The 12,877-nt window shown below is 72.2% G+C and carries 15 protein-coding genes; 4 read left to right on the top strand and 11 right to left on the bottom strand.

Annotated features, from left to right (window positions below):
* Positions 1-57 precede the first annotated feature (57 nt).
* Both cobT and cobU read right to left on the bottom strand, forming a co-directional pair.
* Entirely contained in the window at positions 58-1,095 is a 1,038-nt protein-coding gene (gene cobT, locus LV78_RS05480; protein ID WP_253843616.1) for a nicotinate-nucleotide--dimethylbenzimidazole phosphoribosyltransferase, read from the bottom strand.
* A complete protein-coding gene (cobU, locus tag LV78_RS05485) occupies positions 1,092-1,634 on the bottom strand; it encodes a bifunctional adenosylcobinamide kinase/adenosylcobinamide-phosphate guanylyltransferase (RefSeq protein ID WP_253843617.1) in 543 nt (180 codons plus the stop codon). The genes cobT and cobU overlap by 4 nt, the downstream gene beginning before the upstream one ends.
* A 69-nt stretch (positions 1,635-1,703) precedes the next feature.
* Between cobU and LV78_RS05490 the strand changes: the two genes are divergently transcribed.
* Entirely contained in the window at positions 1,704-1,895 is a 192-nt protein-coding gene (locus tag LV78_RS05490) for a hypothetical protein (RefSeq protein ID WP_253843618.1), read from the top strand.
* Between the two features lie 69 nt (positions 1,896-1,964).
* Here the strand turns inward: LV78_RS05490 and LV78_RS05495 are convergent, their stop codons facing one another.
* The 5 genes from LV78_RS05495 to LV78_RS05515 all read right to left on the bottom strand — a co-directional run bounded on the left by LV78_RS05495 (position 1,965) and on the right by LV78_RS05515 (position 5,329).
* Entirely contained in the window at positions 1,965-2,951 is a 987-nt protein-coding gene (locus tag LV78_RS05495) for an aldo/keto reductase family protein (protein ID WP_118945562.1), read from the bottom strand.
* Between the two features lie 29 nt (positions 2,952-2,980).
* The gene (locus LV78_RS05500; protein ID WP_253843619.1) at positions 2,981-3,394 is read right to left on the bottom strand and encodes an Imm1 family immunity protein; all 414 of its coding nucleotides are present in this window, start codon (positions 3,392-3,394) and stop codon (positions 2,981-2,983) included.
* Between the two features lie 14 nt (positions 3,395-3,408).
* On the bottom strand, positions 3,409-3,834 hold the full coding sequence (locus LV78_RS05505; protein ID WP_253843620.1) for an Imm1 family immunity protein: 426 nt from the start codon (positions 3,832-3,834) through the stop codon (positions 3,409-3,411).
* A complete protein-coding gene (locus LV78_RS05510; protein ID WP_253843621.1) occupies positions 3,822-4,535 on the bottom strand; it encodes a DddA-like double-stranded DNA deaminase toxin in 714 nt (237 codons plus the stop codon). The genes LV78_RS05505 and LV78_RS05510 overlap by 13 nt, the downstream gene beginning before the upstream one ends.
* 152 nt (positions 4,536-4,687) lie before the next feature.
* Positions 4,688-5,329: a DUF3043 domain-containing protein gene (locus LV78_RS05515; RefSeq protein WP_253843622.1), complete on the bottom strand. Its 642-nt coding sequence runs from the start codon at positions 5,327-5,329 to the stop codon at positions 4,688-4,690.
* A 382-nt stretch (positions 5,330-5,711) separates the two neighbouring features.
* Between LV78_RS05515 and LV78_RS05520 the strand changes: the two genes are divergently transcribed.
* Positions 5,712-6,086, top strand: coding sequence for a HesB/IscA family protein (locus LV78_RS05520; protein WP_015800206.1), 375 nt, complete (start codon positions 5,712-5,714; stop codon positions 6,084-6,086).
* 152 nt (positions 6,087-6,238) lie between these two features.
* On the opposite strand, the gene LV78_RS05525 is transcribed toward LV78_RS05520, so the two are convergent.
* Positions 6,239-6,430, bottom strand: coding sequence for a hypothetical protein (locus LV78_RS05525; RefSeq protein ID WP_253843623.1), 192 nt, complete (start codon positions 6,428-6,430; stop codon positions 6,239-6,241).
* A gap of 313 nt (positions 6,431-6,743) precedes the next feature.
* Positions 6,744-8,672 carry an asparagine synthase (glutamine-hydrolyzing) gene (gene asnB / locus LV78_RS05530; protein WP_253843624.1) on the bottom strand — a complete coding sequence of 643 codons (1,929 nt, stop codon included), beginning with the start codon at positions 8,670-8,672 and terminating at the stop codon, positions 6,744-6,746.
* 205 nt (positions 8,673-8,877) lie between these two features.
* Here asnB and ctaC point away from each other — a divergent pair, with 205 nt between their 5' ends.
* Both ctaC and LV78_RS05540 read left to right on the top strand, forming a co-directional pair.
* Entirely contained in the window at positions 8,878-9,813 is a 936-nt protein-coding gene (gene ctaC / locus LV78_RS05535) for an aa3-type cytochrome oxidase subunit II (RefSeq protein WP_253843625.1), read from the top strand.
* Positions 9,814-9,823: 10 nt separating this feature from the next.
* Positions 9,824-10,240: a cytochrome c oxidase subunit 4 gene (locus LV78_RS05540; RefSeq protein ID WP_253843626.1), complete on the top strand. Its 417-nt coding sequence runs from the start codon at positions 9,824-9,826 to the stop codon at positions 10,238-10,240.
* Between the two features lie 485 nt (positions 10,241-10,725).
* On the opposite strand, the gene LV78_RS05545 is transcribed toward LV78_RS05540, so the two are convergent.
* A complete protein-coding gene (locus tag LV78_RS05545) occupies positions 10,726-11,400 on the bottom strand; it encodes a lysophospholipid acyltransferase family protein (protein ID WP_253843627.1) in 675 nt (224 codons plus the stop codon).
* Positions 11,401-11,822: 422 nt separating this feature from the next.
* Complete coding sequence (gene trpD / locus LV78_RS05550) at positions 11,823-12,872, bottom strand: anthranilate phosphoribosyltransferase (protein ID WP_253843628.1); 1,050 nt, start codon at positions 12,870-12,872, stop codon at positions 11,823-11,825.
* Positions 12,873-12,877 lie beyond the last annotated feature (5 nt).

The raw sequence follows: 12,877 nt of genomic DNA on the forward strand, positions 1-12,877 counted from the left end.
GCGCCCCTGCCTCCAGCGCCCCTGCCTCCGCGCCCGTCCCTGGCACGTGCGTCCCGGTCACGCCGGGCCCGTGACGCCCGCGCCGTCGAACGTCGCCATCTCCGCCAGCACCCGCGTGGCCATCACGACCAGCGGCAGCGCCGCCACCGCGCCCGAGCCCTCGCCCAGCCGCATCCCGAAGTCCAGCAGCGGCTCCAGGCCCAGGTGCCCCAGCGCGATCGCGTGCGAGGGCTCCGCCGAGCGGTGCCCGGCCACCCACCACTCGCGCGCGCCCGGCGCCAGCTCCTCCGCGACCACCGCCGCCGCGCCGCTCACCACGCCGTCCAGCACCACCGGGGTGCGCCGCACCGCCGCCTGCGCCAGGAAGCCCGCCATCGCGGCGACGTCCGCGCCCGACGCCACCGCCAGCAGCCGCACCGGGTCGCCGGTGTGCGGGCGGGCCCGGCGCAGGGCGTCCCGGATCGCGGCGGTCTTGCGCATCCAGCCGTTGTCGTCCACGCCGGTGCCCCGGCCCACCGCCGCCACCGGCTCGGTGCCGGTCAGCGCGGCCACCAGCACCGCCGCCGGGGTGGTGTTGCCGATGCCCATGTCACCGGCGATGAGCAGGTCCGCGCCGCCGTCCACCTCGTCGTCGGCGAGCCTGCGGCCCAGCGCGATCGCGCGCTCGGCCTCGTCCTGGGTGAGCGCGTCCTCGCGGTCGATCGAGCCGGAGCCGCGGCGGATCTTGTCGTCGCCGACGGCCGTGTCCGAGTCCACCGCCACGTCCACCACGCGCACGGTCGCGCCCGCGACGTTGGCCAGCACGTTCACCGCCGCGCCGCCGGTGAGGAAGTTCGCCACCATCTGCCCGGTGACCTCGCTCGGGTAAGCCGAGACGCCGTGCCGCGCCACTCCGTGGTCGCCCGCGAAGACGATCACCCTCGGTCGGGTGAACGGGCGGGGCGGGCACTGGCCCTGGCAGGCCGCGACCCACGCGCCGAGGTCCTCCAGCCTGCCGAGCGACCCGACCGGCTTGGTCAGCGCCGCGTGGCGGGCGACGGCCTCCAGGCGCGCGCTCTCGCTGGGTGCCTCCACGGGCGGGAACTCGATGGTCACCGACTACCTCCGGCTTCGCGCAGTCGCAGTGGGATTCCGGCGACGACCAGGGTCACCTCGTCGCAGACCTCGGCCAGCCGCGCGTTGAGCGAGCCGAGGTGGTCGCGGAAGAGCCTGCCAGAGCGGGTGGACGGCACGACACCGAGGCCGACCTCGGCGGACACCAGGACCAGGCGGAACGTGACCGCCGCCACCGCGTCGACCAGGGCGGCGCACTCGGCCTCCACCGCGTCGGCCGCGCCGCCGTCCCAGGCGTTGGCGTCGTCGAGCACGTTCGTGAGCCAGGTCGCCAGGTCGTCGACGATCACCGGGCCGGTCAGCGACGGCAGCAGCGCGGGCAGGCCGGACGGGACCTCGGCGGTGCGCCACGAGGCGGGGCGGGACCGCACGTGCCCGGCGATCCGGGCGTCCCAGTCGGGGTCGTCGGGGTAGCGCCGGGCGGTCGCGACGTAGGTGGCGTCCGGGCTGGTCAGCAGGCCTTCGGCGTGCGCGGACTTGCCCGAGCGGGTGCCGCCGAGCACCAGTGTCCGAAGAGTCACAGCATTCCACCCGACGAGTGAGGACGTTTAGCCTGACCGGGGGACCGTACCGGGAACGAGGAGGCGGCCGTGGACTACCGCTGGCGGTACCAGGACGAGCGGGGCGGCGAGGTCGACGGGCCGACTGCGGCGTTCCCCGGCCAGAGCGAGGCCGAGGAGTGGCTGGCGGCGCGGGGGCGCGAGCTGCGCGCGGCCGGGGTGGCGGCGGTGACGCTGCTGCGCAGCGAGTCCGAGGTGTACGGGCCGCTGGTGCTGGCCTGAGCGCGCCGAGCCGGGCGCCCCCTCGGTGGAGGGGACGCCCGGCTCCGGGGTCTCGCCGGTCGTGCGGTCCTACGGGGCCCTGGTCAGGCCGGGGTTGCTCTCCACGACGCCCTCCAGCACGGCGTCGATCTTCTCCAGCAGCTCGGGCTCCAGCTTCACGCCGGCCGCCTTCACGTTGTCGGTGACCTGCTCGGGGCGGGAGGCGCCGATGATCGCCGAGGCCACGTTCGGGTTCTGCAGCACCCACGCCACGGCGAGCTGCGCCATGGTCAGCCCGGCCTCCTCGGCCAGCGGCTTGAGCTTCTGCACCTTCTCCAGCACCTCGTCGCGCATGAACGAGGAGATCGCCTTGGAGCCGGACTCGTCCGCCGCGCGGGAACCGGCCGGGGCCTGCTGGCCGGGCAGGTACTTGCCGGTCAGGACGCCCTGGGCGACCGGGGACCAGACGATCTGGGACAGGCCCTCGCGCTCGGAGGTCGGCACGACCTGCGGCTCGATGACGCGCCACAGCATCGAGTACTGGGGCTGGTTGGAGATGAAGGGGATCTTCAGCTCGCGGGCCAGCGCGGCGCCGCGCGCGATCTGCTCGGCGCTCCACTCGGAGACGCCGATGTAGAGGGCCTTGCCGGAGCGGACGACGTCGGCGAACGCCGTCATCGTCTCCTCCAGCGGGACGGTCTGGTCGAAGCGGTGGGCCTGGTAGAGGTCCACGTAGTCGGTGCCGAGGCGCTCCAGGGAGGCGTCGATCGACTCCATGATGTGCTTGCGCCCGAGGCCCTTGTCGTTCGGCCCCTTGGGGCCGGTGGGCCAGAAGACCTTGGTGAAGATCTCCAACGAGGCCCGCCGCTCACCCTTGAGCGCCCGCCCCAGCACGGCCTCCGCCTTGGTGTTGGCGTAGACGTCGGCGGTGTCGAACGTGGTGATGCCCGCGTCGAGCGCGGCGCGGACGCACGCGAGCGCCTGCTCCTCCTCGACCTGCGACCCGTGGGTGAGCCAGTTGCCGTACGAGATCTCGCTGATGTTGAGGCCGCTGCGGCCGAGGCGTCGGAACTCCATGGTGGGCAGCCTAATACGAAGTCTTTCGACTAGCTAACGATGTTGAGGTGGGGGTGGTCGGGCGGGATGCGCCCGCCGTGGGCGAGGTGGTCGGCGAGGACGGCGCGGACCACGTCCAGGGGGACCTCGCGGTCTGCGGGGATGTCGGCGGTGTTGCCCTGCACGTCGTAGCCGACGGAACCGGTCGCGCCCGGTGCGCCCCTGGTGGCGCGCTCGGGGCGCCAGTTCTCGTGGACGAACCCCCGGTCCGCGCCGATGCCCGCGTTGAGGACGGGAGAGCGGTACGGGTCGTCGGCGTCGGTGATCTCGACGATGCTGGGGCACGGGTGGTCGGCTGACGCCGCGCGCACCCGTTCGACCAGTTCGTCCAGGTCGGACTGGGTGCGGATCAGGAAGGGGCGTTCGGCGGTCGCCCGGTCGTAGATCGCCTGCAACGTCACCACGGTGGCTTCTGCCCTCAGCCCGTGTTCTGGTCGAGGACCACGAGAGCCGGGTGGTCGGGCGGGATGCGCCCCTCGTGGGCCAGGTAGGCCGCGAGGACCTCGCGGACCACGTCGAGCGGGACCTCCTGATCGGCCGGGATGTCGGTCGCGTTGGCCACCAGGTCGTAGACCACCACGCCGTTCGCCCCGGCCCGGCCGCGCGTGGCGCGCATCGGGTCGTCGTGCACCTGGACGAAGCCCCGGTCGTCGCCGATGCCCGCGTACGCGGTCGGGGAGCCCCAGGGGTCGGCCGCGTCGCTGATCTCGACGATGCTGGGGCACGGGTGCCCGGTCGACCGCTCCCGCACGCGCTCCACCAGCGCGTCGAGGTCCTCCTGGGTCTCGATCAGGACCGGGTTCGCGCCCGTCTCGTGGTCGAAGATCGCGCTCAACGTGGCCACGGTGGCTTCCGCCCTCCGGTGAAGGTCCGCTCGTACCCGTTGCTCCCGTGGACCGTGAGGGAGCTCCCCTCGGGCAGCACCACGCCGATCAGGTTCTCGCAGCCCCACACCAGCGGGCAGGGGACGTTGTTGATCACGACGGTGGCGTGCTCGATGTTGTCGCGCCGCATGTGCGCGGCCAACTTTATCTCCACGTGCATCGCCACGAAGGGCATCCCCGGACGCGGGTAGCCCTCCTCGCGGAGCGCTTCGTAGGCGGCCCGCGCGTCCGGCCCCTCACCGCTGATCAGCTCCTTCGCGGCGCCCTGACCGGTGAACCACCAGCCGTGCGTCTTGGCGCTGGTGTTCGGGACCACGGTCGGCGGGAGCCGCTCGGCCAGCTCGTCGACCCGCTCGGACCCGTTCGCGTCAGGGGAAGCGCGTTCCCCGCCTGAGGTCCCGAGCGCCGCGACGATCCGGCGCACCGCCCCCAGCGCCGCGTCCAGGTCCCGGCCCACCACCCGGTCCGCGTCGTGCGCCACCTCGCGGAACGACGCCGCCGCGACCACCACGTCGGTCCGACCGCTGCCCGCGCCCGCCGACTCCACCAGCTCGGCGGCCTCCGCCGCCAGGTCCGCCGCCTGCGCCAAGCGCGCCTGCGCCCCGGCGGCGACCTCCGCGACCCGGTCGAGCGCCGCCCCGACGTCCCCGAGCGAAGCCATCGCCGCACCCGCCGGTCAGCAGTGGTGGAACCGACCGCCCCACGCTAACGCCGCCCACCCCCACCGCACGGGTGAAGCCCACCCCCCAAAAAAACCGACAGCGGGCCGCCTCCCGGAGGAGACGGCCCGCCGCGGCGAGGTGCCGAGGGGTGCTAGTCGATCTTCGCGCCCGGACCCACGCGCGGCTTGGGGACGCGGAGCTTGCGGAGCTGGCTCGCCCTGATGAACGAGTACCAACCCACCGACAGGCCCCGCACCTTCTCCTTCGGGAACTTCGCCCGCACGCGCTTGGTGACCGTCACGCCCAGGATGACGCCCTCCACGATCATCGCCAGCAGCATGAACGAGGTCGCCAGGGTCGCGTACTGCTGCACCACCAGCGACGGCACCAGCAGCGCCACGAACACCAGGATGGCCAGCGGCATGAACAGGCCCATGAGGTTGCGCCTGGAGTCGATCACGTCCCGGATGTACGCCTTCACGGGACCGCGGTCGCGCGGCAGCAGGTACTTGTCGTCGCCCGCCATCATGCGCTCGCGGCGCAGCGCGGCGGCGGCGCGGCGCTCCTCCTTGCTGGTCTTGCTCTGCCGCATCCGCTTCAGCGCCTCGCGCTGCGTCTTCGGCGGCGGCGCGACGGGGCCTCGGCGCCTGGTCTCGGCCTCCCGCCGCTTGGGCGTGGGCTTGCCCTTGCCGGGCGTGCGCCCCGGCTCGGCGGGGGTGCCGCTCACCTCCACCGGGGTCTCCTCGGCGGTGCTCTCAGCGGCTTCGTCGGCGTTGCGGCGCAGGAACCTCACGACGCCTAGGGTAGGAGATGCCCGGTTTAACCCCCTTCGCAAGGTGCGAATCGTGATGGGGCGCTCCGGCTGCACCGGGCGCCTGCCCGGCGGGAACGGCGCCGCGAGCGGGTGCTTTCGGTGAGTGGAACGTGCTGTTCCCCGCCGGCGGGTGTCACACCTTCGGGAGACCTGGGAACGGCCCGTGACCAGCTGTTCCGCGCCTCCCGCGCAGCTCAGCGCGACCCGCGCGGCCACGAGTCCCGACCACCCGCCGAGACGCCCGTCGCAGCCCCGGTCGAGCACCCCCTCGCCTGTGCGACGATGGGTGCTGGAACAAAGCGGGCACCAGTCGTGTTCGCAGGGGAATAGACGCCCGCAAAGGACCTCTGTAGGGAGAGCCATGACGACCGCTCAGGATTCAGCAGTCCCGACGCCCGACGCCCCGCCCACGCACGGTGTCACCCTGACCGACGCGGCGGCCTCGAAGGCCAAGGCGCTGCTCGACCAGGAGGGTCGCGACGACATGCACCTGCGCATCGCCGTGCAGCCGGGCGGCTGCGCGGGCCTGCGCTACCAGCTGTTCTTCGACGAGCGCAGCCTCGACGGTGACGCCCTCCGCGACTTCGAGGGCCTCAAGGTGGCCGTCGACCGGATGAGCGCGCCGTACGTCGAGGGCGCCGTCATCGACTTCGTCGACACCATCGAGAAGCAGGGCTTCACGATCGACAACCCGAACGCGGGCGGCTCCTGCGCCTGCGGCGACTCGTTCCACTGATCGACCCCGCCCGAGCGGGTGAACGGCCCCGGTCCCACCACCAGGTGGGGCCGGGGCCGTTCGCGTGCTCGGTGTGACGTGCGGCGGCGGCCGAGCGCTCGTGGTCCGGGCGCACCCGCCCCCGGACGGGGAGGGGCTCGGACCGGGAGGGCTCAGGCCCGGCTCAGGCCGTACGAGTCCAGTTCCTCGACCTGCCGGTAGTTGCTCTCCGCCACCCGCCACGGCGCGGCGGCGCGCTGCTCGGGCAGGTGCGCGCGGCCCGGTTCCGGGCGCAGCTCCGACGGCAGCTCGGTGCAGTCCGCGATGAGCTCTTCCAGCGTGTCCGCTTCATCCTGGATGTTCACGCCCGAAACGTAACCGGCCCACGAGCTTGACAAAAGTCCTACTGGGAAGTAATGGGGTTCTACCGGCCGGTAATGGTCGGGAAGGGTCAACCCGGACCGGCGCCCGCGCGCCGGGGAGCACCCGTCCACCCGGCCTGGTGAGCGAGAATGTGATTCAGCTCTCGATCAACGCCCGGTCCGCGCGGAGCGCGCCGCGCCCCGGAAGCGCGAAAGGCGCGGGCCACCACGGTGGTGACCCGCGCCCACAAGTCCGAAGCTTCGGGAATCCGCTGCTCAGGACGTCGCGCGGTCGGGCGGGCGAGCCGCCCGGCCGTCAGAGCTTGACCGGGTACTGCGGCTCCGGGATCTGCGGCCGGATGCGGCCCTCGACGAAGATGCCGTGCCAGATCATGAACACCAGCAGCGCCCAGATGCGGCGGCTGTGGTCCGCCACCCCGTTCCGGTGGTCCTCGATCAGGCGCAGCACCGCGTCCTTGTCGATGTACTGGTCGGTCTGCGACTGCCGGACGTTGTCCACCGCCCAGTCGTGCATCTCGTCCTTGAGCCAGTGCCGGATCGGCACCGGGAAGCCCAGCTTCTTCCGGTTCAGCACGTGCGCCGGGACGATGTCCCTGATCGCCCTGCGCAGCGCGTGCTTGGTCGTCTCCCTGGTGAGCTTGAGCTCCGACGGCACCTGCGACGCGATCCGGAAGACCTCCGGGTCCAGGAACGGGACGCGCAGCTCCAGCGAGTTCGCCATGGTCATCTTGTCGGCCTTGACCAGGATGTCGCCGCGCAACCAGGTGAACAGGTCGACGTGCTGCATCCGGGTGACCGGGTCCCAGTCCGCCGACTCGCGGTAAGGACCGGCGGTGACGTCCATGTGGGACACCGCCGGGTCGTAGGTGCGCAGCACCTGGCGCAGCTGGTCGTCCAGGAAGATCCGGGCGTTGCCGTAGTAGCGCTCCTCCAGGGTCAGCGCGCCCCGCCGCAGCAGGTCCTTGCCGCGCACGCCCTGCGGGATCTTCGTCGACACCCGGCCCATCGCCTTGCGCAGCGCGCTCGGCACCTTGTCGAACGGCGCCAGCGACAGCGGCTCGCGGTAGATCGTGTACCCGCCGAACAGCTCGTCCGCGCCCTCGCCGGACAGCACGACCTTCACGTACCGCCGCGCCTCGCGCGCGATGAACCACAGCGGCACCAGCGCCGGGTCCGCCACCGGGTCGTCCAGGTACCAGGTGATCAGCGGCAGGGCGTCCATCATCTCCTGCGCCGACACCGGCCTGACCACGTGCTTGACCCCGATCGCGGCGGCCGACTCGGCGGCCACGTCGATCTCGGAGTAGCCCTGCCGCTCGAACCCGGTGGTGAACGTGATCAGGTCCGGGTTGTGCTGCTTGGCCAGCGCGGCGACCACGGTCGAGTCGATGCCGCCGGACAGGAACGAGCCGACCGTGACGTCCGCGCGCATGTGCTTGGCGACCGAGTCGCGCAGCGCCTCGGTGATCTCGTCGTACAGGCGGTTCGCGTCCGCGTCGCCGTGCACGGTCCTCGGCCGGAAGGTGGCCGGGAAGTACCGCTCCACCACCGGGGTGCCGCCGGGGGTGACGGTGAACGAGGTGCCGGACTCGATGCGGTGAACGCCGCTGTGCATCGACTCGGGCTCGGGCACGTACTGGAGCGTCAGGTAGTGCTGGAGCGCCTTGCGGTCGACCTGCGGCTGCACGCCCAGGGCGTTGACCAGCTCCAGGACCGACTTCTTCTCGCTGGAGAACGCCACCCCGCCGGGGCCCGCCGAGTAGTACAGCGGCTTGATGCCGAACGGGTCGCGGGCGCCGAACACGACCTTGCGCGCGCTGTCCCAGATGACGAACGCGAACATGCCGCGCAGCCGGGCCACCGCGGCCGGTCCCATGTAGTGGTAGGCGGCGACGATCGTCTCGCTGTCGCCGTCGGTGGCGAACCGCGCGCCGTAGCGCTCGGTCAGCTCGGCCCGCAGCTCCAGGTAGTTGTAGATCTCGCCGTTGAACAGCATCGCGTAGCGGCCGGGGGCCTCGGGGGGACCCCACAGCATCGGCTGGTGCGAGTGCTCGATGTCGATGATGGACAGCCGGTTGAAGCCGAAGACGACCTCACCGCCCTGCCAGGTGCCGCTCTCGTCGGGGCCGCGGTGCCGCTGGCAGCGCAGAGCCCCCGCCACCGCCGAACGCGCTCGCTGGGCGTCGCTCTCGCTAGGGCAAACAAGTCCTACCAGGCCGCACACGGCGTAGCACCTTTCGTGTGGTGTGGAGAAGAGTCCAGTATGCCGGGACTACTTCGTGTGACCGAAACTGCACCGCACCCGCCCCGCCCCCGAGGGGTGACCGCCTTCGCGCTGGGTTACGCTCCCGCATGATCCGGCAAGGACCCAGGTACTTCGTCCTTTTGTCCTTGCCCGCGAATTTCCTGCAGCGAGGAGGCGGCGAGCAGTGGGCCTGAAGGAGGGCACCAGGGCAGCGCGGTTGGCCAAGGTCACCGGGCTGGTAGGCCTGGTCGGCATCGGGGCCACGGGTTGCTCCACGGATGAGGTGCTCCGCTTCGGCTGGCCGGTTTCGGTCACGCCGCAGGCGGAGGCGATGCGCGAGCTGTGGACCTGGTCGGTCGTCGCGGCCCTCGTGGTGGGTGTGATCGTGTGGGGCCTGATCCTCTGGTCCGTCGCGTTCCACCGCAAGAAGAGCGAGGAACTGCCGCGCCAGGTCGCGTACAACCTGCCGCTGGAGCTCGTGCTCATCGTCGTGCCCACGGTGATCGTGGCGGTCCTGTTCTACTTCACGGCGGTCACCCAGAACTACGTGACCGACAAGACGCAGGACCCGGACGTGACGGTCGACGTCATCGGCTTCCAGTGGAACTGGGAGTTCCAGCACCGGGACACCAAGGTCGAGGGCACCGACCAGCCGATCAGCACCGTCGGGACCTCGACGGAGATCCCCATGCTGGTCCTGCCCGCCGAGAAGCGCATCCGGTTCGTCCTGCGCTCCACGGACGTGATCCACTCGTTCTTCGTCCCGGAGTTCCACTTCAAGCGGGACGTCTTCCCCGAGCCGGAGAAGAACAACCAGGACAACGTGTTCCAGATCGACCAGATCGACCGCCCCGGCTCCTTCGTGGGCCGCTGCGCCGAGCTGTGCGGCACGTACCACGCGGTGATGAACTTCGAGGTCCGCGCGCTGCCCGCCGCCGACTACGACCGGTACATCGAGCTGCGCGCCCAGGTGAACGAGGCCACCGGCAAGCCCTACACCAACGCCGAGGCGCTCACCGAGATGAACTGCGGCGAGCTGTGCACGCCGTACGCCGTCACCACCCAGCCGTTCGACACCGACCGGACCGCCCGCGAGGCGTCCGGCGCGGGCAGCAAGTAGGAGCGCCCCGATGAAGGTCGAATCTCGGGTCTTTGACCTGGTCACTGGCTTCTCGTTCCTGATGACGATCGTGTACGCCTACTGGACCTGGGCGGACACGACCCACGTCGAGCCGGTCGGCACGGTCGCGCTCGCGCTGACCGGTGGGCTCGCGCTCCTCGTCGGCACGTACTTCCGGTTCATCGCGCGGCGCATCGAGGTGCGCCCGGAGGACAACCCGGACGCCGAGATCAGCGACGGCGCGGGCGAGCTGGGCTTCTTCAGCCCCGGCTCGTACTGGCCGGTCGCGCTGGCCGCAGCCGCCGCCGTCACCGGCGTCGCCCTCGCGTTCTGGCTGGTCTGGCTGATGGTGATCGGCGTCGTGCTGATCGTCCTGACGGTCGGCGGCCTGGTGTTCGAGTACCACACCGGCCCCGCGCACGACTGACGCTCCACGCGCTGAAGGGCCCCGCCACCTCCGGGTGGCGGGGCCCTTTTCGCTTTTCCGGTGCTCCGGTGCTCCGGCTGAACCGAACCAGGTCGGGAATCCGGTGGGAGCGCTCGGGAAAAGCGCAAAGCAATGATCTTGGGGTGACGCGCCGGGAGATGTCGGGGTAGAGGAAAAGGTCCCTGGACAATCCTCGGGCCGCCCGCTCCGCGACGCGCGAAAAGCGGGCGTCGGGGGTCGGCGGTGACGCTTCTTCCGGTGAGCGGAAAAAAGGAGCGGGCGCGCGACGGGGGAAATCGGCGCGGCGCCCGGTGCGCTCGTGGGGGCGGCCGTGACGTCCCGCGCGCGCCCGAGCGGCGGTTCCGGCGTTCGGAGCAGTGCCGCGCGGCGAACGGCCGACGCGGTGGCGCGACCGGAGCGGAGGGCTCGACGGCGCGCCGGGAGGGGGTCGCGGGGGAGCGGCGCTGCTCCCCCTCCGGACGTCCCTAGGCGGCTTCCTGACCGCCGGAGGCCTGGTAGCGGTCCACGTACTCCTGCTCGGACAGCTCCAGGATGCGGTACACGATCTCGTCGGTGACCGAGCGCAGCACCGGCAGCGAGTCCTGCATCCCCGCGTAGCGGGAGAAGTCCAGCGGCGCGCCGAAGCGGATCGTCACCGGGCGGATCCTGGGCAGCCTGCGGCCGACCGGCTGGACCTGGTCGGTGCCGATGATGCCGATGGGGATCACCGGGACGTTCGACTCCAGGGCCATCCGCGCCACGCCCGTGCGACCCCGGTGCAGCTTGCCGTCCAGGGAGCGGGTGCCCTCGGGGTAGATGGCGAACGCGTTGCCACCGGCCAGGATCTCGGCCGCGGTGTCCAGGGAGGCCCGCGCGGCGCGGCCGGAGCCGCGCTTGACCGGGACGTGGCCCATGGAGCTGAAGAAGGCCTTGCCCAGCCTGCCCTTGAACCCGGTGCCCTCGAAGTACTCGGCCTTCGCCAGGAAGGACACCCGCCTGGGCGCCACCATCGGGATCAGGATGCTGTCGATGAACGACAGGTGGTTCGGGGCGAGGATCACGGCTCCGGTGCGGGGGATGTTCTCCAGCCCCTCGACCTTCGGCCGGTACACCGCGCGGGCCAGGGGGAGCGCGACCCGCTTAATCACCGTGTACAGCATGGAAACAGCATGACTCCCTGTTGTTGCGGCCCGGCGAATGTGTGGTTCAGCCCACTGGATGACTGCGTCGGACCACCCGGACGCCGCAGAGTTGTCACTCTCGGTGGTCGAAGTGGGAGTTTAGTGTGGTGCGAACGGGGCACCTGCTGCGACCCGTGGTGATCGTTCGTCGGGGGACGGCCGGGTCCGGCGACCGGTGCGGGGCGCTGACCGGGGCGGACGCGCGCGGGGCGGTGGACCGGGGACGCCCCTCTGTGACGCCTCACGCGGTCCTCACGCCGCTCGAAGCGCCCGCGCGCGGCCACACCCCGTCACGCCCGGAAACGCCGCAGGGCGGCCCTGAGCCCCTCCGAGGAGCCCCGCCGCCCTGCCCGCTGCTCTTCGGGCCGCCCGGCGGCCCGTTCCGTCAGCTCACCGGTCCGTCAGCCCAGCCGCGCCTTCAGCTCGGTCGACCGCCCCGCCCAGCGCCGCAGCAGCTCGGCCGCCGCCCCGCTGTCCACGGCCTCCGCCGCGCGCGCCAGCCCCGAGGTCAGCGACGGCGCCAGCTCGCCGGACAGCCCGGCGTGCGCAGCGATCGCTCCCGCCGCGTTGAGCAGCACCGCGTCCCGCACCGCGCCCGGCTTGCCCGCCACCAGCTGCCGCACCACCTCGGCGTTCACCGAGGCGTCCCCGCCCCGCAGGTCCTGCGGCAGCGCGGGCGCGATGCCCAGGTCGGACGGGTCGACCCGGTCCTGCCGGACGGTCCCGCCCTCGACCACCCACACCGAGGTGGTCGTCGTCGTGGTGATCTCGTCAAGGCCGTCGTCGCCGCGCACCACCAGCGCCGTCGTGCCGCGCCGGGCGAACACCCCGGCCAGCAGCGGGACCGCGTTCGCCCGCGCGCAGCCGATCAGGCCCACCGACGGCTGCGCCGGGTTGGTCAGCGGCCCCAGCAGGTTGAACGAGGTCGGGATGCCGATCTCGCGCCGGGGCGCCGAGGTGTGCCGGAACGCCGGGTGGAACACCGGCGCGAAGCAGAAGCCCACGCCCAGCTCGGCCACGGTCGCCGCCACGCCCTCCGGGGGCAGGTCGATCGCGACGCCCAGCGCCTCCAGCACGTCGGCCGTGCCGCACTGCGACGACGCGGCCCGGTTGCCGTGCTTGACCACCGGGACCCCGGCGGCGGCGGCCACGACCGTGGCCATGGTGGAGATGTTCACCGAGCCGGAGCTGTCGCCGCCGGTCCCGACGATGTCGGCCGCCCTGCCCTCGACGCTGAACCTGCGGGCGTGCCCGAGCATCGCCGAGGCCAGCCCGTCGACCTCCTCGGGCGTCTCGCCCTTGGCCCGCAGCGCCACCGCGAACGCCGCCACCTGCGCGGTGGTGGCCTCGCCGGACATGATGCGGTCCATCGCCCAGCCGGTGTCGTCCTCGGCGAGGTCGATCCCGTCGAGGAGCCGGGTGAGCAGCAGCGGCCAGGTGCGGTCGGCCACGGCGA

Source organism: Actinosynnema pretiosum, from assembly GCF_024171695.1.
In the GTDB taxonomy this organism is placed as follows: Bacteria; Actinomycetota; Actinomycetes; order Mycobacteriales; family Pseudonocardiaceae; genus Actinosynnema; species Actinosynnema pretiosum.